At 60.6% G+C, this 21,743-nt stretch carries 19 protein-coding genes; 5 read left to right on the forward strand and 14 right to left on the reverse strand.

Features of this window, described 5'->3' with window-relative positions; all coding sequences use genetic code 11:
* Positions 1-4: 4 nt before the first annotated feature.
* The 3 genes from AC1ROI_RS30730 to AC1ROI_RS30740 all read right to left on the reverse strand — a co-directional run bounded on the left by AC1ROI_RS30730 (position 5) and on the right by AC1ROI_RS30740 (position 3,557).
* Complete coding sequence (locus AC1ROI_RS30730) at positions 5-838, reverse strand: DUF4123 domain-containing protein (RefSeq protein ID WP_102595870.1); 834 nt, start codon at positions 836-838, stop codon at positions 5-7.
* Positions 835-2,910 carry a type VI secretion system Vgr family protein gene (locus AC1ROI_RS30735; protein ID WP_102668197.1) on the reverse strand — a complete coding sequence of 692 codons (2,076 nt, stop codon included), beginning with the start codon at positions 2,908-2,910 and terminating at the stop codon, positions 835-837. Before AC1ROI_RS30735 ends, AC1ROI_RS30730 begins: the two co-directional genes overlap by 4 nt.
* A 131-nt stretch (positions 2,911-3,041) precedes the next feature.
* Positions 3,042-3,557: an Hcp family type VI secretion system effector gene (locus AC1ROI_RS30740; RefSeq protein WP_010455578.1), complete on the reverse strand. Its 516-nt coding sequence runs from the start codon at positions 3,555-3,557 to the stop codon at positions 3,042-3,044.
* A gap of 416 nt (positions 3,558-3,973) precedes the next feature.
* Here AC1ROI_RS30740 and AC1ROI_RS30745 point away from each other — a divergent pair, with 416 nt between their 5' ends.
* Positions 3,974-4,651 (forward strand): type 1 glutamine amidotransferase domain-containing protein, encoded by a 678-nt coding sequence (locus AC1ROI_RS30745; protein ID WP_102595355.1) that lies wholly within the window; start codon positions 3,974-3,976, stop codon positions 4,649-4,651.
* A gap of 171 nt (positions 4,652-4,822) precedes the next feature.
* Here the strand turns inward: AC1ROI_RS30745 and hglS are convergent, their stop codons facing one another.
* The 3 genes from hglS to AC1ROI_RS30760 all read right to left on the reverse strand — a co-directional run bounded on the left by hglS (position 4,823) and on the right by AC1ROI_RS30760 (position 8,816).
* Positions 4,823-6,214, reverse strand: coding sequence for a 2-oxoadipate dioxygenase/decarboxylase HglS (gene hglS / locus AC1ROI_RS30750; RefSeq protein WP_102595354.1), 1,392 nt, complete (start codon positions 6,212-6,214; stop codon positions 4,823-4,825).
* A 177-nt stretch (positions 6,215-6,391) separates the two neighbouring features.
* Entirely contained in the window at positions 6,392-7,339 is a 948-nt protein-coding gene (locus AC1ROI_RS30755; RefSeq protein WP_102595353.1) for an alpha/beta fold hydrolase, read from the reverse strand.
* Positions 7,340-7,361: 22 nt separating this feature from the next.
* A complete protein-coding gene (locus tag AC1ROI_RS30760) occupies positions 7,362-8,816 on the reverse strand; it encodes a flavin-containing monooxygenase (RefSeq protein WP_102595352.1) in 1,455 nt (484 codons plus the stop codon).
* Positions 8,817-8,997: 181 nt separating this feature from the next.
* Between AC1ROI_RS30760 and AC1ROI_RS30765 the strand changes: the two genes are divergently transcribed.
* A complete protein-coding gene (locus AC1ROI_RS30765) occupies positions 8,998-10,071 on the forward strand; it encodes a diguanylate cyclase (RefSeq protein WP_102595351.1) in 1,074 nt (357 codons plus the stop codon).
* Between the two features lie 123 nt (positions 10,072-10,194).
* Complete coding sequence (locus AC1ROI_RS30770; RefSeq protein WP_083376401.1) at positions 10,195-11,436, forward strand: M20/M25/M40 family metallo-hydrolase; 1,242 nt, start codon at positions 10,195-10,197, stop codon at positions 11,434-11,436.
* Positions 11,437-11,612: 176 nt separating this feature from the next.
* On the opposite strand, the gene AC1ROI_RS30775 is transcribed toward AC1ROI_RS30770, so the two are convergent.
* The 8 genes from AC1ROI_RS30775 to AC1ROI_RS30810 all read right to left on the reverse strand — a co-directional run bounded on the left by AC1ROI_RS30775 (position 11,613) and on the right by AC1ROI_RS30810 (position 20,018).
* A complete protein-coding gene (locus tag AC1ROI_RS30775; RefSeq protein WP_010455567.1) occupies positions 11,613-12,482 on the reverse strand; it encodes an isocitrate lyase/PEP mutase family protein in 870 nt (289 codons plus the stop codon).
* Positions 12,483-12,814: 332 nt separating this feature from the next.
* On the reverse strand, positions 12,815-13,849 hold the full coding sequence (astA, locus tag AC1ROI_RS30780; RefSeq protein ID WP_010455566.1) for an arginine N-succinyltransferase: 1,035 nt from the start codon (positions 13,847-13,849) through the stop codon (positions 12,815-12,817).
* Between the two features lie 61 nt (positions 13,850-13,910).
* The gene (locus tag AC1ROI_RS30785) at positions 13,911-14,927 is read right to left on the reverse strand and encodes an arginine N-succinyltransferase (RefSeq protein ID WP_083376402.1); all 1,017 of its coding nucleotides are present in this window, start codon (positions 14,925-14,927) and stop codon (positions 13,911-13,913) included.
* A gap of 119 nt (positions 14,928-15,046) precedes the next feature.
* Positions 15,047-16,396, reverse strand: a complete 1,350-nt coding sequence (locus AC1ROI_RS30790) for an APC family permease (RefSeq protein ID WP_077749072.1) — start codon at positions 16,394-16,396, stop codon at positions 15,047-15,049.
* 56 nt (positions 16,397-16,452) lie between these two features.
* Positions 16,453-17,205 carry an N-formylglutamate amidohydrolase gene (locus tag AC1ROI_RS30795; RefSeq protein ID WP_077749073.1) on the reverse strand — a complete coding sequence of 251 codons (753 nt, stop codon included), beginning with the start codon at positions 17,203-17,205 and terminating at the stop codon, positions 16,453-16,455.
* A complete protein-coding gene (locus AC1ROI_RS30800) occupies positions 17,189-18,520 on the reverse strand; it encodes a glutamine synthetase family protein (protein ID WP_077749074.1) in 1,332 nt (443 codons plus the stop codon). Before AC1ROI_RS30800 ends, AC1ROI_RS30795 begins: the two co-directional genes overlap by 17 nt.
* Positions 18,517-19,161 carry a cysteine hydrolase family protein gene (locus AC1ROI_RS30805; protein ID WP_102595350.1) on the reverse strand — a complete coding sequence of 215 codons (645 nt, stop codon included), beginning with the start codon at positions 19,159-19,161 and terminating at the stop codon, positions 18,517-18,519. Before AC1ROI_RS30805 ends, AC1ROI_RS30800 begins: the two co-directional genes overlap by 4 nt.
* A gap of 2 nt (positions 19,162-19,163) precedes the next feature.
* On the reverse strand, positions 19,164-20,018 hold the full coding sequence (locus AC1ROI_RS30810; RefSeq protein ID WP_077749076.1) for a MurR/RpiR family transcriptional regulator: 855 nt from the start codon (positions 20,016-20,018) through the stop codon (positions 19,164-19,166).
* A gap of 341 nt (positions 20,019-20,359) precedes the next feature.
* Between AC1ROI_RS30810 and AC1ROI_RS30815 the strand changes: the two genes are divergently transcribed.
* Positions 20,360-20,920, forward strand: a complete 561-nt coding sequence (locus AC1ROI_RS30815; protein WP_102595349.1) for a histidine phosphatase family protein — start codon at positions 20,360-20,362, stop codon at positions 20,918-20,920.
* Positions 20,920-21,675: a precorrin-6A synthase (deacetylating) gene (gene cobF / locus AC1ROI_RS30820; protein ID WP_010455552.1), complete on the forward strand. Its 756-nt coding sequence runs from the start codon at positions 20,920-20,922 to the stop codon at positions 21,673-21,675. Before AC1ROI_RS30815 ends, cobF begins: the two co-directional genes overlap by 1 nt.
* The last annotated feature ends 68 nt before the right edge of the window (positions 21,676-21,743 follow it).

The following is a 21,743-nucleotide window of genomic DNA, read 5'->3' on the forward strand; positions in this document are numbered from 1 at the left end:
TGATTCAGAGGCTTTCCAGCTGAGTCAATTTTTCACCCAGCGCCACGTCGTTACGAGCCAAAAGTTCCGCATCCGGGCCATTCGCCCAAAAGGAATCTCCACGGCTTATGGCGAGGCGTAGCCAGCGCTCCTGATCTGCCATTTGTTGGTAGCCCGCTTGTTGTCCTGCCAGCAATTGACGATGTACAAACTCGACAGTGTCTTGGGCAGGCAACACTTCGCGATAGTCTTCGGCAAAGCGTGCTGCAATGACCTTCAATCGACCTTGCTCGATCAACTCTTCGCGATCCTGATTCAGGTACAGCCAAGCGGGAGGTTGCAGTGCGGCCGCTGGGCTCTGGGGCGCCCTGGCGTAGTACCGCCAGCCCATTTCGTTACGCCAGGCCATACTGGTGAATGGCCCAATAAACTGGTTGCGCTCAGTTTCATTAAGGCTGCGCAGCAAGGGCTCTAACCATCGAGGATCGAAAAACCGCATCATCTGTTGCGGCGCGTCGTCGGTGCGCACAGTGAGCAGACTTCGCCAATGTTCAACCCCGTTGTCCAGGTCGTGCTCGTTGCTTAGCCAGGCCACACAGCCGGCATCGGACTGCTCCAGCAGGGCACTGGCATACGCCGTTGATTCGCCTTTTGCAGGGCACACGACAACGTAAGGTCCAGCAGGTTGAAGTTCGGCATATGGCGTATTGAGGAACAGTGGAATACACCGAGGGCGAGATTGTTCGTCACCTTGAAACAGACGCGCCAGCAAATCCGCATCAAAGCTGCCATCCAGAATCAGACACAGGGTGCCCAGGGACGGAGGTCGTTCGAACGGCGAAGGAATAGAATCGATCATGCTGATTTACCCGGCTGGTGAATGGGGCAATGGCCGGAAGCATCTAGGTGGCACGAAGGGATAGGTAGTAGCACTCCCGTTTTTGCTTGCGCTTTATACGAAGCCAGGGAAGGCGCAACGACCTGCCCCGCCTTATCCGCATCCGCCTGCTTCAACACCCCCGGCAACAACGGCGCCGCCCCCGTCCCGCTTCCCGGCCCACCCCCGGAGTTCATGTTGATCACCGGCCCGCTCATGGTCACGCCGCCAGCATCGATCTTGATAAAGCTGCCACCCCCGATCAGCGTCAACTCACTGCCCGCTTCAAGCACGACTTTCATGCCGCTGCTCAGGTGAATCTCCTGGCCCGCGTCGATGAATTGCCCGGTACCAATCTTGATGTGCTGGTTCACGCCCACGGTCAGGTGGTCGTTCGCCCGGGCTTCGACTTTGCGGTCGGCGTAGACGGTGTGGTGTTCTTCGGCCTTGAATTCGCTGTAGCTGTTTTGCTCGACGGTGTCGTGGCGTTCGTTGCCGACGCGGATTTTCTGGTCGTGTTCGACGTTTTCGTCCCAGTCGCGCTGGGCGTGGAGGAAGATTTGTTCCTGGCCTTTTTTGTCTTCGATGCGCAGTTCGTTGAAGCCGCCACCGCCCTTGGAACTGAGGGTTTTGAAAGTGCTGCGGGTTTTGTTCGCCGGCAGCGGGTAGGGGACGACGTTTTCCTTGTGGTACAGGCAGCCGCTGATCAGTGGTTGGTCGGGGTCGCCTTCGAGGAAGGTGACGAGCACTTCCATGCCGATCCGCGGGATGGCGATGCCGCCGTAGTGGGCGCCGGCCCAGGCGGAGGAGACGCGCAGCCAGCAGCTGGTCTTGTCGTCGGCCTGGCCTTCGCGGTCCCAGTGGAATTGCACTTTGACTCGGCCGTACTGGTCGCAGTGGATCTCTTCACCCTTGGGCCCGGTGACCACGGCGCTCTGGCTGCCGAGGATGCGCGGTTTCTTTTGCGTCAGCGGCGGACGGTTCGGCACGTCCCACGGGGTGGCCTGGAAGCGGTTGCGGTAACCCTGGTGGAAATCGCCCTTGAGGCGGGTGGTGTCGCTGGTCACCGACTCTTCCAGCACTTGCGGCTGTTTGCCTTCGTGCAGGACTTCGGTCAGCAGCCAAAGGTCGTTCCATTTGGCTTTCGGGTGTTGGGTCAGGGCCAGGAAATGGCCGCTGACCAGCAACGGCTGATCGCTTTTGCCTTCGGCCAGCTGGAAGTCGCTGCGGTGGCGTTCCAGGTTGCGCTTGGCCAGGTGTTTGCCGCGATCGCGGTCGATGAAGCGACCGGGGTAGTCGTAGTCTTCGAGGTCGGGCAGGGCGTCGCCGCGGTTTTCGCTTTCGAGGGTGAGGCGCGGTTTTTCGAAGTCGTAGTCGCGGCGGGTGGTGCGGCTGGTGCGGGTTTCCAGGCGCAGGTCGAAGCGCTTGATTACCGGGTTGTTGGCGACCATGCCGGAGTCTTGCTGGTAGGCCACGGGTGCGAGTTTCGGGAACACCGTCTGGTCATCGCCGAACACCAGTTTGTGGGCCGTGGCGCTGTGCTGGAAGTGGTAGTGGATACCTTCTTCCTCGCACAGGCGCTGGATGAACTGCAGGTCCGATTCATCGTACTGAACGCAATAAATGCGCTCGGGATAGATCGCCCCGACTTTGAATTCATAGGCATTGCTTTGGATGCCGTGTTCTTCAAGGACCATGCCGATGATTTTCGGCACGCTGAGGTTCTGGAAGATGCGTTGGTTGATGCGGTGCGCGAGGTAGGACAGTTGCGGGCGCAGGGTCACCGCGTAGCGGGTCAGGCGTTTGCCGGAATCACCCTGGGCGGCGCGATAGATCAGGCCATGGATGCCGCTGCCGTCAGGCGAGAGCTGTAAAAAGGCCGGTTTGTGCAGCAGGGTCTCGAGGTCCAGGGACGGCTGTTCACTGACCAGCTCCACCTCAAACACAAAAGGCTGGCTGATGGCTTCCCGACCTTGCAGGGAAAAGACCTGGAAGTCGCTGGAAAGACCTTCGATGGTCAGGGCAAAGTGAGTTTGATTGGCCGGCGCGAACATCCCTTGTTCCTCGTGCAGTGCTGCGGCATGCGCTGACACCCGGAAACCGGGTCAACGGACGCGAAATTCTGGAAGGGCGGAAACAACATCGACCAGCAGAGCTGGCCGATGCTTGTGACGGTCAGCCTGACTTAGGCGACCGGCATACGCCAGTCATCGGAACCCGAAGTACCGGATACTTCGTGGGTCCAGGTGATTTTGCGGTAGGTGAATTGCACTTCTTCCAGGTGGGTGAAGTGCGAGTTCGACGGATCCTGGCAGTTGTGCATTTTGTTGTTGATGGCGACGATGATCGCGTCTTCCAGTTTGGTGGTGTAGTAGTGCTCTTGGGTACCTTGAGCCGAAGTGCGGTACCACTGGATAACGATTTCGCTCATGCGCTCGCCGGAGGTCAGAGCAGCTTGCAGCAGTGGCGAAGCCTTGTCGTAGACCTTGGTGATCACGACTGGCTTGTGAACGCGCTGACCGGTTGGCTGGCCGGACTGTGGGTCACGCGGGATGATCACGTCGTGGCTGAAAGCCTGAACCATGACCTGGTCTTCGTGACCTTCTTGATAAGTGTTGCCAACCGAGTCGGCGGTGAATGCGCCGGCGGTGATCAGACCTTGTTTTTCGCCAGTGACGGACATGTACGCTGGAGTAGCCATGGATGTGCTCCTTGCTGAATATAGTGAGAGTGCCCGGGAGGCGGTATCGCCCGGTGGGTACCTGACTGTTATCAAGGTCCGTGCCAGAAACGGTTAAGGCTATACAAATCAAGGTATTGAGGATTTTTTTAAAGTGCCTGGAAGGTTTTTGCAAGGAGCGCCGCATGAATGTGCGCAAGTTCTTGCGCAGCACTGCGCAAGAACTTGCGCACTTGGCTGGAGAGCCTGGCAGGCCGGGCGATCAGCGATCCTGCAAGCGTGTTTGGTGCGAGCAGTGCGCAACTTCTTGCACAGCAAGGCTTTGCGCCATCACGTGAAGGTGTCTGGAACTCAGTGCAACGAATCGATGGGCTGAGCGGTCCATAAAAACAGCGCCGTCGAGCGTCCAAACAACCTGGAAGTGGAGTGAGAACGACATGAAAATCCTGATGGTTTTAACGTCCCACGATCAATTGGGCAACACGGGTAAGAAAACCGGCTTCTGGCTGGAAGAATTCGCCGCGCCGTACTTCGCCTTCAAGGATGCCGGTGCACAGCTGACCCTGGTTTCGCCCAAGGGTGGCCAGCCGCCGTTGGACCCGAAAAGCGACGAGCCAGATGCACAAACTGCTGCCACTGATCGCTTTCGCAAAGACTCCGCAGCCCAGTCTGCATTGGCGTCTACCGCGCTTCTGAGCACCGCGAGGGCTCAAGATTACGATGCGGTTTTCTATCCGGGCGGTCATGGGCCGTTGTGGGACCTGACCGAAGACAAGAACTCGATCGCGCTGATCGAAGCGTTCATCAAGGCGGATAAACCGGTCGCGGCCGTTTGTCATGCGCCGGGTGTACTGCGTCACGTCAAGGGTGCGGATGGCCAGCCGTTGGTCAAAGGGAAGCGGGTGACGGGGTTCACCAACACTGAGGAAGAGGCGGTGCAACTGACGAAGGTCGTGCCGTTTCTGGTGGAGGACATGCTGAAAGAGAAGGGCGGTGAGTATTCCAAGGGCGCGGATTGGGCAAGTTATGTGCTCACCGATGGCCTGCTGATCACCGGGCAAAACCCGGCGTCGTCCGAGGCTGCCGCTGAGGCGCTGTTGGCAAAACTCCGCTAAACACGGAATCTCAGCGGATTGAAGATTCTATGTGGCGAGCGAGCTTGCTCGCGCTGGGCTGCGAAGCGGCCCCAAAAATTCTACGTATAACGGAGATTTTGTGAGTGCTGCGCACTCAAGCGGGAGCAAGCTCCCTCGCCACACATTGCAATCGGCTGGCAGTTCGTTGAGTCAAATCAGACGCGACAATCTCGAAGTCTCAAAACATTGTTCGATCGAACGCCGCTGCGTCTCGGCATACAAGCCCAATTCATCGATGGTCGGCCGCCCCAGCGCCTGTTCAAAGGCCTGCTGGTTCGAATGCACGCCATAATTCACCTGCGCCGCATCCCCCAGGTTCGACTGGAAAATCCCCGCCGCACTGACCGGCAGAAAATCTTCATACACCAACGGTTCGACCCGCAAGTACCCGCCGCTGAGCAAATCGTCTAGCGACAACGATTTCAGCTCATCCGCCTCCAGGCCTTTTTCCGTGACGAAATAACGAAAGTACGCCAGTTCCTGTTGGCGCATGCCTTCATACGTGTCAGGGAATTCTGCAAAGTGCTGCGTCATCAGCGCGTTGTAGCGTGCGGCATTGGCCTCGTTGGGGAAGTCCTGCAACTCATCACGGGCTGCGTTGAGCAGGCGGTCGTAAAGTGCCCGGCCTTTCGGGGTGAGCGCCGCGCCACGCTGTTCGATTTCACCGAAGCGTGCGCTGTGGCTGCCGCGTGTCCCGGCTTGATCGGTGAAGGCAATCGGCTCGTCGAGCGCCTTGAAACTGGTCTGGCGCAGCAGGATCGGGCACTGACGGCGGGGCGGGCCTTCGATCACGGCTTTGGGCGTGATGCCGTGGGCGGGCATTTGCGCCTGGACGATGTCGATGTCCAAGGTGCGCGGCGTCAGGTGATTGATGTGCGGGCCTTTGAACGCGACCACATCGGCAATCAGGCGATGCTGTGCGCTGAGTTTCTGGTACTGCTCGGCGGTGACCGTGGCGCTGTGGTGCCAGCGGAAGGTTTCAAGCGCCTGTTCGACGAAGTCCTGCGCCTCTTGTTCGTTCAGACCGCCTGCGGTTACGGCGCGGTCGATCAGGGCAAGGGCTGTCGGGGTGAAGATCTGGCGTTTATCCAGCACCGATTGAGCGAAGGCTCGCAGCTCCAGGTCTTCGATCAGTTCCAGGCGCAGCAGTGAGGTGAACACCCGGAACGGGCTGACTTGCAGGGCGGTTTCATGCACGGCGCGGAACGCGGTGGAGTGCACCGGCACGCCGGCCGGGGTCAGGTCGTAATAGCCCACGGGTTGCATGCCCATGACCGCGAACAATCGGGCGAGGGTGGCCAGTTCGCCAGCGGTGCCGACGCGGATTGCGCCGTGACGCTCCAGGTCCAGCCGCTCGATTTCGCCGGTGCTGTTCAGCTGGCGGGCCACCTGCGGATCGCTGTCGAGCACGTGACGGTTGGTCTGCTCCACGAGCTTCATCAGCGCGCCGTACAGGGGCACTTCTTCGCGGTACATGTCGGACATCGCTTTGGAGAAGCGTTGGCGGATCAGGTCAGGGCTGACGAAGCTTGGGTGGCTCATGAAAAAAATTCCTGGCGCGGTGACGTGAAGGATGGGGGAAAAGATCGCAGCCTTCTGCAACGCCGACAAACGAAGAATCTTACGGACTTCATTCTGCCAAGGACTGCTTCGCACTATTGGTTGCCCACAAACCCTGTAGGAGCGAGCGGGCGGCGGTCCTGCAGGATTGATTGGGGATTACAGGTGCGAACGGCTCTCCGAACGCAGCGATCCGAGGAACTCCCGATACAACCGCGCCGTATTGGCCGGTTGTTCGACCATCGGCATATGGCCAATGTGGTCCCAGATGTCCACGCGCAAATCAGCAATGCCTTTACTCCAGACCGCCACGCTGCTGACATCGATCAGACGGTCCTTGCGCCCCCACAGCAGCAGCGCCGGGCACTTGATGTCTGGGAGTTTGGGCTCCATCGGCGGGCTGGCGCGGAAGTCGTTGAAGATTTCTTCCAGCTCATCACGACTCTGTTCATAACGCTGGGCGATGGCGTCAAGCACCACGCCCGGCACCCACGGCGGCTCGGCCATGGTCATGGCGTAGAAGCGCTGGAATTCTTCCCGCGAGTTGATCAGAAACGGGTTGTGCCCCTTGGCAAGATGTCGCTCCAGGTCGCTGGCCTCGGGGGCGGTGACGCCAGCCGGGTCGATCAGGGCGACGGAGGCAATCCGGTCCGGGTACGTCGCCGCCAGCCACGCGGCGATGTAGCCGCCCATCGAATTGCCGATCACATGGACCTTTTCGACTCCGCAAACGTCCAGCAGCTGAATCATCCGCTTGGCCTGCAGCGGGATGTCATAGCCGCCACCGGCCTTGAAGCCGGTTTCGCCATGACCGGCGATGTCCGGGATGATCACCCGATGGTTGCCGACAAAGTGCCGGGCGAAGCGCAGCCAGATGTTCTTGTCGGCGCTGTAGCCGTGCAGCATCAGCACACTGCTGGACGCTTCATAGGGCCCGCCTTGCCAGGTCGAGACGGTCATTTCCGTGATGGGTACGACGATTTTGTGCAGCCGATACAGCTTGGCTTCCAGGGCCATATTCAGGTCATAGAGCCAATAGCCGATGGCCGGGTAACTCAGCCAGCTCCAGGCCACAAAAACCGCGATAAGGACAACCAACACAAGCATCAGGCATCTTCCTTTTACGTGATCAAGACAAAATGTGATCGGCGGGTTTCAGTGCCCGGGTCAACCGGTGATAGCTGAAACTGAACCCCGGGAACATGGCGATCACATGACCGCTCTTGCTTTGATACCAACTGTGGCAGCCCCCGGACTTCCAGACGGTACGCTCCATTTCACGGTGGATCATCTCAGTGTAGGTACGTTCTGCCTCGGGGCGTACTTCGATGCTGCGCAAACCCTTTTCTTTCAGCGTGCGGATGCAATCGAGGATGTAATTCATCTGTGACTCGATGATGAACAGCGCCGAGGTGTGGCCGATGCCGGTATTGGGCCCGGTGACGATAAACAAGTTGGGGAAGTCCGGCAGGCTGGTGCCCAGATAAGCCCGCGGGTACTGGGCCCAGACGTCTTTGAGCCGGGTGCCTTTTTTACCGGTGACCGGGTAGGAAATCACCCCGTCGGTGGCGTCGTACCCGGTGGACCAGACGATCAGGTCCAGGTCGATGTGCTGACCGTCCAGGGTAACGATGCCGGTTTCGTCGATGGACGCGATGCCTTGTTCGCGGCTGTGCAGCGTCACGTTGCTGCGCCCGAGTGCCGGGTAGAGGGTGCTAGAGACGATCACTCGCTTGCAGCCGATGGTGAAGTCCGGTGTCAGTTTGCGGCGCAATTCGGGGTCAGGCACCTGGCGCTTGAGGAAGCGCAGGGCGTGTTGCTGGACCATGCGGATCGCCGGTTTCGAGTATTTGAAGGCAATCACCCGGGATTCGAACTGCCAGTAGAGCATCCAGCGCAGCAGTTTGTACGCCGGTTTGAGGCCCAGCAGCCAACGCTGGAAAGGCCCGAAGGTACGGTCGGCGCGGGGCAACACCCAGTGCGGCGTACGCTGGAACACATGCAAGCGCTCGACGTCTGGGGCAATGGTCGGAATGACCTGGGCCGCACTGGCGCCGCTGCCGACGATGGCGACACGTTTGTGCCGGTAATCGAAGGTGTGATCCCAGTTGCTGGTGTGAAACGTCTTGCCCTGGAAGCGTTCCTGGCCTTCGAAATGAGGCACCACCGGTTGACTCAGCGGCCCCGTCGCGTTGATCAGGAACTGCGCGTAAAACGTGCCTTTGGCGCCGGTGTGCACCGCCCAGCGCTGGCCGTCGGCGTCCCATTCGATGCGCTCGACATTGGCTTGCAGTTCGACCTTGTCCCGCAGGCCGAAGTGCTCCACCACGTACTGGGTGTAGTGATGCAGTTCAGCCTGACCGGCGAACATTTGCGTCCAGCGGTAAGGGGCGAAGGACAGCGAATAGAGCGGCGAGGGCACATCGACGGCCGCGCCGGGGTAGGTGTTCTGGCACCAGGTGCCGCCAAAAAAGTCCCGTCGTTCCAGCAGGCGAAAATCGTCGATGCCTGCCTTGAGCAGATTGATCGCCGCGCACTGACCGCCAAAACCGCTGCCGATGATCAACACCTGAAAAGTCTGCATGGGTCTCCTTTATCGTTGTTTATCCAACTCTTCCTTCATGTATAGCCCAAACATGGCCGACAAAGACTGCGCAGGATTCAGGCTGCCCGCCGGTGATGGCTATTTAACGTTGCCCTGATAGACTCCCACCACACCCGCACCCGTGTTTTGTCGGGTTCCGTTGTGTGACGCAGAGGCCCTTATGGGAAAAACGGGAGGAAAAGGGCTTTCACTGGCCAGAAGGCTCTATACGTCGCGAACCCTGGGCCTGGCCTTGGGCCTGTTGTGCGTAGGCGCGGCGATGTATCCACTCAACCCGGCGCCATGGGTCTGGGTGCTGATGGTGGTCAATGGCGTGCTCTGGCCGCATGTTGCCTATCAATGGGCGCGTCGGGCGAAGGTGCCGTTTCACGCCGAACATCGCAACATTCTCGTCGACGCCTTTCTCGGTGGATTCTGGGTCGCTGCCATGCAGTTCAATCCACTGCCGAGCGCGGCGACGCTGTCCATGATGGCCATGAACAACGTGGCGATCGGCGGTTTGCGGTTCCTGCTGGTGGGCACGGTTGTGCAGATTCTCGGGATGGGTGTCGGCCTGTTGGTGTTCACACCGGCCTTCGTTGCGCAAACCAGCCCGTTGCAGCTCTACGCCTGTCTGCCCTTGCTGAGCCTGTATCCGCTGGCGCTGGGCTGGATCTGTTTTCAACAGGCCACCACCCTGGGCCGCCAAAAACGCGAATTGCTGGCCCTGAGCCGTACCGACAGCCTCACTGGCCTGCTGAACCATGGCGCCTGGAAAGACCAGCTGGAAGTTGAATTCCAGCGTTGCCAACGCCAGCAGCAGGGTGGGGCGATTGCGTTGATCGACATCGACCATTTCAAGACCATCAATGACACCTATGGCCATGTCGCCGGGGACATCGTGCTGCGGCAACTGAGCAAAATGCTCAAGCAGAACCTGCGGGCGACCGATGTGGCAGGGCGCTATGGTGGCGACGAATTCTGCGTGCTCCTCCCGGATTTGCCCCTCGACAGCGCAGCGGCTGCCATGGACGCCTTGCGTGATCGCTTCGCGACCCTGGGCTACGAGCAGAACCCGGCGCTGAAAGTCAGCTTGAGCATTGGCCTGGCGGCATTCGACCCGTCACACACCGACGCCACCTTGTGGCTCAATGATGCCGACCAGGCGCTCTACCAAGCCAAGACCACCGGCCGCAACCGCGTGATCTACCGCATAGACGGCAAACCCCATCACGAGCTGCTCGACCCGGTCTGAGGGCCTGCACACATCCCCCTGCGGGATCGGCCTCAGGTTCGTGTGCGTCGCATTCGGTCTAGAGCCGTGCGCCGCAGTCAGGTAGGGTGTTTTTGACCCCCGACACGAAACAAGGATCGATTCATGACGCTCAATCTCCCTCGTTCCCTGCTGGCCACCAGCCTTGGCCTGACCCTCGCCCTCGGCGCATTCGCCCCTGCAGCCTTCGCCGAACCCCACAAACAAGTCCTCGCCGACGCCGAACAGTACAGGGGTGAAGCCCTGAAACTGTTGGAGCGTCTGGTAAACATCGACTCCGGTTCCGGCTATGAACCCGGCCTGACGCAAGTGCGCGACATCGCCATCGACGAGTTGAAAAAACTCGGCGCCACCATCGAACTGGTACCCAACACACCGGACAAAAGCAGCCACGTGATCGCGACCCTCAAAGGCACCGGCAAGGCGAAAATCCTGCTGATGGCGCACATGGACACCGTGTTCAAGGAAGGCTCGGCCGCCGAGCGCCCTTTTCATATCAAGGACGGCCGCGCCTACGGGCCGGGCGTGATGGACGACAAGGGCGGCATCGTCGCCGGGATCTACGCACTGAAAGTCCTGAAAAACCTCGATTTCAAGGACTACGCTCAAATTACCTTCCTGCTCGATGCCAGCGAAGAAACCGGCTCGGACATCGCCACCGACCTGATCAAGAAAACCGCCAAGGCCCACGACGTGACCCTCAACCTCGAACCGGGCCGCCCGGCGGATGGCCTGGTGGTGTGGCGCAAAGGCAGCGCGACGGCGGTGGTGGAAGTCAAAGGCAAAGCCGCACATGCCGGTGTTGCGCCGGAGCTGGGGCGTAACGCGGCGATGGAGGCGGCGCACCAGATTCTGCAACTCGGCAAACTGGGCGACGCCGAGAAGAAAACCACCATCAACTTCACCGTGATCAAGTCGGGCGATCGCACCAACGTGATTCCGGACCAGGCCACGGCCAAGGCCGACGTGCGGGCGGCGGTACCGGAAGAGTTCGACCGGATCGAGAAGGACCTGGCGCGGGTGTCCAAGGACAAGCTGATTCCTGATACCGAAGTCACCACCACGCTACAACGCGGTTTGCCACCGATGCCGCAAACGGCGGAATCGGATCGGCTGATGGCCATCGCTCAGGGAATTTACGGCGAGATCGGGCGCAAGTTGACGGAAGAAGGCAGCGGCGGGGCGGCAGACGCCAGCCTCTCGGCCGGGGTGGGTACGCCGACACTGGATGGGTTCGGGATTGTCGGCGGCAATATTCATACGCCTGAAGAATACGCGGAGGTAGAGAGCGTAGCGCCGCGGATTTATCTGCTGTCGCGGATGATCATGGAGTTGGCGAAGCGCTGAAAATTGTTCCCTGTGGCGAGGGGGCTTGCTCCCGCGGGACTGTGCAGCAGTCCTCCCCTTTTCGTGGGGCCGCTTCGCAGCCCAGCGGGACGGTGCGGCGATCCGACAAGCTCCCTCGCCACAGGGATTTTTGGTGTTAGTAAAATCGATGTCCTACAGCGCAACAAGCAGCAGCGCTATTCCTTCACACTCATGAACTCTTCCGCCCAACGGATATATTCCTCAGGCTGCGTATACGTATGAGTCAGCTCGGTAGCGCTCAAATCCGACGCCTGGGTAAAGATCTGCCGTTGCTCGCGCAGGCTGTCATACGTCGCCTTGATCGCCGCGAAGTACGCGCCATGACCATCAATGGTCACCCGCACGCCCAGTTCGGCCAAGCGTTTGTCATCGCGCAGCAGCGGGTTGCCGTAGGTGACCAGCATCAGTGGCACGCTCAGGTGTTCGGCAATCTGTTCGAGGTGATCGAAGTCCCGCACGCCCACCATGCAAATCCCGTCCGCACCGGCCTGCTGGTAATGACAGGTGCGGCTGATGACTTCCTGAACCGGCAGGATCCCGGCGTTGGTACGCGCGATGATCGCCATTTCCGAGTCGACCCGGGCCTCCAGTGCCGCGCGAATCTTGCCGACGCCTTCCGCCACGCCGATCAGGTCGGTGGATTTGCGGCCGAATTGCGCCGGCAGCAGGGTGTCTTCGATGGTCAGGGCGGCGATGCCGGCGCGTTCCAGTTCGACGATGGTGCGCATCACGTTGAGCGCGTTGCCATAGCCGTGGTCGGCGTCGGCGATGACCGGCAATTGGGCCACTCGACCGATGCGCGTGGCCTGTTCGGCGAACTCGCTGAGAGTGATCAAGGCAAAGTCGGGAGCGCCCAGCACCTGCAACGAGGCAACAGAACCGCCGAGGATGCCCACTTCAAACCCCAGGTCAGCGGCAATGCGGGCCGACATCGGGTCGAAGACCGACGCCGTGTGATAGCAGGTGTTGGAAGCAAACAGCTCGCGGAAGTTACGGCGCAAATCTTGATGAGAAAGCCTGGACATATGAGTTCCACCAATACAAAGGAATGGAAAGGCTTGAGCAAAGGTGTCAACGCCGAAGGAACAAAAGGCTATCACGCGAAGGAGGGGAAGATGATGACGAATTTTGCTGGGGGCTCAGATAGACGCGGACCTCTGTGACGAGCGGGTTTACCTGTGGCGAGGGAGCTTGCTCCCGTTCGGCTGCACAGCAGTCGTAAACGATGGGGGCGGTGTGTCTGGAAAAATAGATTAGGGTGGCAGTTTTGGGGCCGCTTCGCAGCCCAACGGGAGCAAGCTCCCTCGCCACAGGTGAACCCACTCACCACAAGGGTGGGGGAGGACTCAGGATCTGATCACGCTGCCACCGCCTGCTGTTGCCGATTGGGTAACGGCACGGCCCGCACCGAGTTACCCGGTTGCAGTTGCAGGCGTTTGGCCGTGAGTCGGTCGACGACCAGGCTGTTGCCCACCAGCCTGGCCTGGGCGGTGGTGATGCGGCAGTTTTCCAGGCGGCGATTGTGGATCAGCCACACCGGGGCCTGCTCGTCGGGCGTGCCGATAGCCAAAACCAGCGGTTGGCTGTCGCGCACGGTGCGGATTTTCGCGACCGGGGCTTCGATCACCGGGCCTGCGTCGAAGATGTCGATGTAACCCTGATGCACAAAACCTTCGGCCTTGAGGATCTTCAGTGCCGGTTCGGTGTTTGGGTGGGCCTGGCCGATGACGGCCTGGGCCTGTTCGGTGAGCAGGCACGTGTAAAGCGGCTGGCGCGGCATCAGTTCGGCGATGAACGATTTGCTGCCCAGCCCCGACAAGTGATCGGCGTGGCTGAAATCCATCTTGAAGAAGTGCCGGCCCAGGCTGTCCCAGAACGGTGAACAGCCGTGTTCGTCGGCGCTGCCGCGCAGTTCGGCGATGAGTTTGTCGCCGAACAGGTGCGGGAACTCGGCCACGAACAGCAAGCGCCCCAGGGACAGCAATCGACCGTTGCTGCCGTGGCGTTGATCGGGGCGCAGGAACAGCGAGCAGATTTCCGATTGCCCGGTCATTTCATTATTCAGGAACAGCGTCGGAATCTGCCGTTGAATACCCAGGTCCGGCGACGAACTGACGGTCAGCCCGACCCGATAGTTGTACCAGGGTTCACGCAGGCCAACGGCACCGGCCAGCGCACTGATGCCGACCACTTGCTGATCGTCATCTTCCAGCACGAACAGGTAATCGGCATCGGCACGCTCGACCTGCTCGGCGAAGGTCCGCTGGGCCCAGCGCACCCGGTGCACCAGGCGTTCTTCGTTGGCCGGCAGGGTGGTAAACCCGGGGCCGGCCTGTTGCACCAGATCCATCAAGGCGGGCAGGTCGGTGATGCGAACCGGGCGGACAATCATGATGCAGCTCCTTCTTCGCGCCAGTTCGGGCGCTGTCGTTGGGCATGGGGCCGGGTGCTGCTCACAGGGCAATCAGCCGGATCGGGCTGCCATCGGTGACGTTCAGGGCGGCACACATCTCGGCGCTCAACTCCACCGGTTGCCCGGCCTGGACATTCAACTCGGCGACGATCGCGCGATAGTCCTTCAGCGCGTCATTGCTCACCAGGTAACGGCCGCACGCATCGATCAGTGAAGCCCGTTGCGCCGTGCCGGTCTGGCTTTGGGCGATGGAGAGAATGTTCGAGGTGCGCGCGTACAGCGTCGGCCCACCGTCAAACAGGTCGATGTAGCTGTTGGTTTCAAATCCCTCACGCTCAAGAATATCGAAGGCCTCCTGGCCATCGGGGTGGATCCGGCCGATGCAATCCTGCGCAGCCTGGGGCAGCATCGGCACGTAGATCGGGTATTGCGGCATCAGTTCGGCGAGGAAGGTCCGGCTCTCCAGACCGCAGAGCCGCTCGGCTTCGGCGTAGGGCAGGTCGAAGAAATGCTTGCCGAGCGCATCCCAGAACGGTGATTGCGCCTCCTCGGTGCTGAAGCCGACGATCTCGGTGATCACCGCTTGCGCAAAACGCTGCGAATGGGCGGCAATGAACAACAGGCGCGCCCGGGACAGCAACTCCGAAAACGCTGTGCGCACCAGCGCTGTTTCGATGTGAAAGCCCCGTAGCAAGGTGTGGCCGCTGAGGTCCTGACACAACGACAACGCCGGTACGCCGTGCTCGATGTTCAGCTCCCGGGAGGCGCTGGTGAAGTGACGGTTGCGCAAACTGTAGAACGGTTCGTTGAAACCGGCGGTGGCAAGGATCTCCGAGCACCCCACCAGACGCCGGGCCGCGAGATCCTCCAGCACGAAGAAATAGTTCTCCGGGCCATGACCTTCCACGTCTTTGTCGAACGAGGCGCAGGAGTCGAGAATCCTCAGGCGCAGGCGTTCAGTGTCATCCGGCAAGGACGTGACTCCGACCAGGCTGTCGCGCGCCAGTTGCTGTAACTGGGGCAGGTCGGCTAACTCGACTGGGCGTAAGACCAGCATGGATGTACTCCTGTATCAAAGGGTTCGGCGCTGTGTGCCGAACCTGACTATCACTGTCGGTTTCCACGCATTAAATCGGCGGTCGCCTGATTTCTTGTCAGACGCCGCTCTTTTTCTTGTCAGCCGTTGCTCGGGTCGGGCAACGCTGTGCTGGCGCCTAGTTTGTTGAGGAAAAACAGATACACCAGGCCCAGGGCAATCCAGATCAGTCCGAGTTTTTGTGCATCGACCCCCATGTTGTACATGATGGCCGCGACGATGATGAAGCCAACCACCGGGCAGACCAGGTGACGGATCACCTGGCCGGACTTCTGCCGACGCCAGTAGTAATTGATCACGGTCAGGTGCAGCAACATGAAACCGCTCAGCGCGCCGAAGTTCACCAGCGAAGTGAGGGTGTCCACCGAGTTGATGAACAGGTAGCAGATCACCAGCGACAGCACCGCTACGAGGTAAATGCTCAGGTAGGGGGTGTTGTGTTTCGGGTGAACCTTGGCCAGCACTTTCGGTAGCTTGCCGTCCCGGGCCATGCCGAACAGCAGACGCGATACCGCCGCTTGCGAGGTGATGGCAACTGCCACGCCCCAGGCCAGGGCGGTGGCCACGCCAGTCAGGGTTGCCAGCCAGCTGCCGGCAGCGATTTCGGCGATTTCATAGAACGCGGTGTCGGCGGAGGTGAAGCCCATGCCGGCCGCCAGGTCTGTGGCAATCCAGGTTTGCACGACGAAGATCACGCCCATCACCAGCAGCGTAATCAGCGCTGCCTTGCCGACGCTGCGGCCAGGGTCGCCCTTGATTTCTTCGGCGAGGGTGGAGATCGCATCGAAACCGAGGAAGGACAGGACCGCAATCGACACGGCTTGCATCAGCAGGGCGAAATTGAAGGTGTCCGGGTTGTACAGCGGCGCCAGGGTCAGTTGACCGTTACCGCCGCCGCTGTGCAGCGCATTCCAGGCGTAGAACAGGAAGATCCCCAGCACCACCAGTTGCGCCAGCAGAAAGACAATGTTCATGCGGGCAGTGAATGTAATCCCCCGCAGGTTGACGAACGTCGCGCTGACCAGAAACGCCAGAATGAAACCGACCTTGGGGATGTCAGGGTAAAGGTGATTCAGCGCCATGGCCGCGTACACGTAGAGCAGCGGTGGAATCAGCAGGTAATCGAGCAGCATCAGCCAGCCGGCGATAAACCCGACGTGCGGGTTGAGGCCGCGTTGCGCGTAGGAATACACCGAGCCGGCAATCGGAAAGGCCCGCGCCATGCTGCCGTAACTCAGGGCGGTGAACAGCATCGCCACCATGCCGATGATGTAGGCCAGCGGCACCATGCCGGGTGCTTCGGCGTTGACGTAACCGTACACACCGAATGGGGCGATGGGGATCATGAAGATCATCCCGTACACCACCAGGTCAGTCAGCGACAGGCTACGTTGCAACTCTTGCTTGTAGCCGAATTCTTCTAATTCCATGAAGCCCTACTCCTTGGGATGAAAGCAGCTGCATGCTGCGGGTTTGACGCGATTTCTTACAACAGCGGAGCCAGATAACCTGCCCAGCGACTGACGTTTTCAGCGGTGCGCAGCAGATCGTTGCGCACCTCGATCAACACCGATTCCAGTCCCCGTGCATCGCCGTGGACCGGCACGGTCATGTCGCCCAGCGGGTTGATTTTGTACGGCTCATTACTGGCAACCTTCAAGGGGTGCTGGCTCAACCCGTCAATCAATCGTTGGGCGTAGTCCCTGGCTTCGCCAAACAGCACGCCGACTTCCAGCGCGCGCGGTTGGCCGTGGAAAACCGGGGTGAAACTGTGAATGCCGACCACCCGGACCGGCTGCCCTTGGGCGATTCGTTGGTCGATCAAGGTTTGCAGCCGGGCATGAAACGGCTTGAACAGGCATTCGCGGCGGTACTCGCGCGTGACTTCGTCCAGATCCCGATTACCCGGTATCGGATAAATCTCGCTCTGCAGCGGGATGCTGTCCGGGGCATGGCGCGGGCGGTTGAGGTCAATCAAGAGCCGTGAGTAATTGGCCGCCAGCAACGTCGCCCCCAGTGCCTGGGACAAACCTTCAGCAAGCGCCAGCGCACCAATGTCCCAGGCGATATGCTCGCGGGCCGCGTCGTGACTCAGGCCCAGGTCATTCAACCCGGGTGGAATAAAACGGCTGGCGTGTTCACACACCAGAATCAACGGGTGCGCCGAGTCTTCGCGGCTCAGGGTGTACGCGGGCTCGGTGTACAGGCCAAGTTCGGCGGATTCAGTACAGGCGTGCATAGTGCTCACAGCGTTCGGCGGGGGACAGCTGTTCCGTCAGCGTCAGTTCCTCGGTTTTAAGGGCGAACCAGGTGTCCATCAACGCGCTCGGCAGGGCTTCGATCAGCGCCTCGCTATTGCGCAGGCACTCGAGCGCCTCGGCAAGGGAGGCGGGCAGGGCGACGATGCCGTGGGCCTGGCGTTGTTCTTCGTTCAGGGAATCGGGGATTTCATCGGTGATCGCGTTCAAGGCCAGGCGTTGCTCGATGCCCAGGCGACCGGCGATCAGCAGCGCGGCCATCGCCAGGTGCGGCGACGCCGTGGCGTCCATGGCGCGAAATTCCAGGTTGTATTGCGCCGCCACCGATTTGCCGCCCAGGCTCACGGTCGGGCAGATCCGCAGCGCCGCTTCGCGGTTGCGCTGGCCGAGGCAGGCGTAGGAGGCGCTCCAGTGATGCGGCTGCAAGCGCTCGTAGGACACCGGTGTCGGTGCGGTAAACGCGCACAACGCTGGCAAGTAATGAAGGATGCCGGCGGCCCAGTGCTGGCCGAGGGTCGACAGGCCATTGATCGTGCCGGCGTCGTACATCAGCGGTTGGCCGTCCAGATCCAACAGGCTGACATGCAGATGGACGCCGTTGCACACGGCATGTTCGGACGTCTTCGGCGCGAAGCTCACGTCCAGGGCCATCTGCCGGGCGATCTCGCGGGTGATCTCGCGCACGTTCACCGCACGGTCCGCAGCGGCCACGCCGAGGGCGGGGCGGCAGGTGATTTCGTATTGATGCTTGCCGTATTCGGGCAGGAACATTTCCGGTTCGACGCCACCGGCGCGCAGGGCGCTGAGCAGCCAGCCACCGAACTCGGCGCCCTGACGCTGGGCCTCAAGGGAGAACGCCAGTTGATCGGCCGCGCCGCTGCTCAGGTTGAATTCATGTTCGAACGCGGCGTTGACCTGCAAGCCCAATTCGGCGCGATACCGCTGCACTTCATTGCGCAACAACGTGCGTGGGCAGGCGCCCCACGGGCGGCCATCGGTTTCGTGAATGTCGCTGTGGATGAAGTCCAGCGCCGGGGCCGCGGCATCCGGGCCGTTACTGACTGTCACCCGGCTGCTCAGGTCGGGAATCAGGCGTAAATCGCCATAAGCGCCCCACGGGTTGGTGGAGGCGATGATGTCTTGCGGAGTCAAGGCGCTGTTGGCCGGCACCCAGCCGCAGCCCGTCGCCAGGTAATGTTCAAGTTCGTCCGTCGGGAACGAACGGCCACGGGTCACGCCGATCAGGTCGGTGGTGACGAGGGTGGTCATGGGCAGCGGCGACAGGCGTTCGCTCATGCTTGCATCTCCTGCAACCGGCCGAGCACGGTCTGGGTGTCGGTGATCCAGCAGTAACCCTTGATCGCGTTCAGGCAGGCTTGATGACGCTCCGGCGTGTAGGTCGCGCAGGCATCCTCCACTAGCGTCACCAGGTAACCACGGTCGGCGGCGTCACGCACCGCCATGTCCACGCACTGGTCGGTGACGATGCCGGCGATGATCAGGTGCCGCGTTTCAAGGTTGCGCAACACGTAGTCGATGTTGGTGGAGTTGAAGACCCCGGAAGAAGTCTTGGGCAAGACGATTTCGTTTTCTGTCGGCGTCAGGTCGTCGATGATCCGCGCCGGGGGGCTGCCCTTGGGCAAGTGCATGTCCGAGAGCTTGTGGTCCAGCGAGCGGTCGCGGCCATCGGCGGTCAGGCTTTCGATGATCGTGTGCAGCACATTTTGCTGCGCGCTGCGAAAGGCACTGAGCAATCGGCGTTGATTGGGCACCACCTGCATGTGGGTGCGGGTCAGGAAGTACTCGCCATCCGGTCCGTTGAGGTGCGGGTCGAACTGCGGTTCGAGCCAGGCACGCTGCATGTCCACCAGCAACAGCGCGGTGTGATCGGCAGTGAACGGCAAGTCCCGGGGCGAGTGGTGGGGGAGCGTGAACATCCTTATTTATCCTCCAGCAGGTGGGTGGCGAAATCGGTTCGCAGGGCATCGATGCCTTCCAGGCGATCGGCCAGCTCCGGGCTGCGCAGGGTCAGGCAGGCAATCAGCGCCTCGATCTGGGCCAGCGCCGGGACCATGGTGTCGAAGGCCGACACTGATTCCACCGGCGCACTGATAATCAGGTCGGCCATTTCCCGCAGCGGTGAAGCATAGATGTCCGTGAACAACACCACCCGGGCGTATCGGCTTTTCGCCGCATTGGCTACGCGCAGGGCCTGTGACTGGTAGCGGCGATAGTCGAACACCAGCACCACGTCCTGACGCTGCACGTCGAACAGCCGGTCCGGCAGTTGTGCGTTGTCTTCCAGGGCGAAACAGCCCGGGCGCAGCAAGCGCAAATGGTTGAGCAAATAATTGGCGAGGAAACTGCTGAAGCGCCCGCCAAAGCAGTGAACCTGATGACGGGTATCGAGCAGCCACTGCACCAGAATCCGCACATCTTCGGGTTGGGTCAGCGCATGGGTATCCACCAGCGCCCGATGGGTCTCCGCCAGGTAATGGCTCCAGGCGTCGTCTTTCTGAACATGAGAACGAAGCTGCAACAGGGCGCTGGGGGACCGGAGGCGGTGGTCCATGTCACTGAGCAAGGCATCCTGGAAATCGGCGTAACCGCTGAAACCCAGTTTTTTTACCAGCCGCACAATGGTGGGGTCGCTGACACCGGCATGTTCGGCCAAGCGTGACATCGGTCCCAGCCCGTTACGCGGGTATTGGTCCAGCAAGGCACGGATGACTTTGCGTTCCGCCGGCGTAAGGTCCAGGGCGGGATCGGTGATCAGGTCTCTGAGAGAGGGCATCCGGGCTCCTGCTGGATGGGTATGTCGGTTTTGTTTCATAAATCGCTAAAACAGTATTTATGTAGCGCATGCTACATGTCTAGCGAAACTTTCCGTGGTTTTTCAAGGCCCCAAAATGGGGCGAAAAGCCCGTGCGCTGAGGGCTACACGGAAGTCGACTGGCTTTGTAGTCCATCGCCCACACGGGTGTCAGAGATTGCCTAACTTAATGGGTTAAACAAGCTCGCGTCGCGTCGGTACTGATGCAAACGAAACGCCCTGGATCAAGCGTCTTGCGGCACAATTGCGTGATTATCGGCGGCATCGAGCCGTTTTCCATTTCATCGACAGGGTGATAAACCGTGCAGGCAACCCGTTTGACCCTGATGTGCCACGCGCGAACAGTCGCACAAAAATTGGCGAGTTTTCCTACGAATGAGCCGTTGGAATTTTATGGCCAATTGGCAAAGGGTTCGCGCAGCAGTCAGTTCGAGGGGGCGCCACGGGTGCTCTGTGGACCGGAGTTGCGCACGCAGCAGACCGCCGAGTTGTTTGGCAATGACGTTGAAATCGTTTCGGCACTGAGGGATTGTGACTTCGGACGGTGGAGCGGGGTGCGGATCAATGACCTGCAAAAGTCCGAACCCGAGGCACTGCAAACCTGGCTAGATGATCCGACCTCGGCGCCCCATGGCGGTGAGTCGGTCGCGCAACTCTGTGAACGCGTGGCGCAGTGGCTCCAGGCCCTTGTGGCAACACCGGGGCATGTCCTTGCCATCACCCATCCCTTTGTCATTCGCGCAGCACTGACGCAGGTGTTGCAGGCCAAGGCATTCAACCTGATCGACGTCGAACCGTTGTCGGCCGTCGAGTTGCGGTTCACCGGCCGCTGGCGCCTGCGCTTGCTTGAAGGAGAAATTTGATGAAGAAGCTGCTGGTCATCGGCATAGGCGCCGGCAACCCTGACTACATCACAATGCAGGCCGTGAAGGCGCTGAACCTCGTCGACGTGTTTTTCCTGATGGACAAGGGCCAGAGCAAGGACAAATTGATCGACCTGCGCCGTGAGATCTGCGAGCGCTACATCACCGGTCACGACTACCGCTTCGTCCAAGCCCATAGCCCGGAACGCGAGCGCGGGGAGGTGGACTACAAGACCAGTGTCGACGATCTGAACCTCGCCAAGCAGCAGACCTTCGAGCGGCTGATCAATGAGGAACTGTCCGACGGCCAGTGCGGCGGTTTTCTGGTGTGGGGCGATCCGGCGTTGTACGACAGCACCCTGCGGATTTTGCAGGCGATCCTGGCCTCGGGCCGTTGTGCGTTCGAGTATGACGTGATCCCCGGAATCACCAGCGTTCAGGCGCTGGCGGCGCAGCACAAGGTACCGCTGAATCGCATCGGCCGCTCAATTGAAATCACCACCGGCCGACGGCTGGCGGCGGGGCAAGTGAGCGATGCCGACAGCCTCGTGGTGATGCTCGATGCCGAGGATTCCTACCATCAAGTGGCGGATCAGGAGACGGAGATTTACTGGGGCGCGTATCTGGGGACGCCGGATGAAATCCTGATCAGCGGCAAGCTCAAGGACGTGGCGCCGGAGATTGAGCGGGTGCGCAAGGCGGCGCGGGTGGCGAATGGGTGGATTATGGATACTTACCTGTTGCGCAAGCCTTGAGGTAAACGGTGCCTGAGCTGATGTCTTCGCGGGCAAGCCTCGCTCCTACAGGTATTGCGTCGCCTTTG

Source organism: Pseudomonas sp. GW823-FHT02C02 (genome assembly GCF_058797635.1).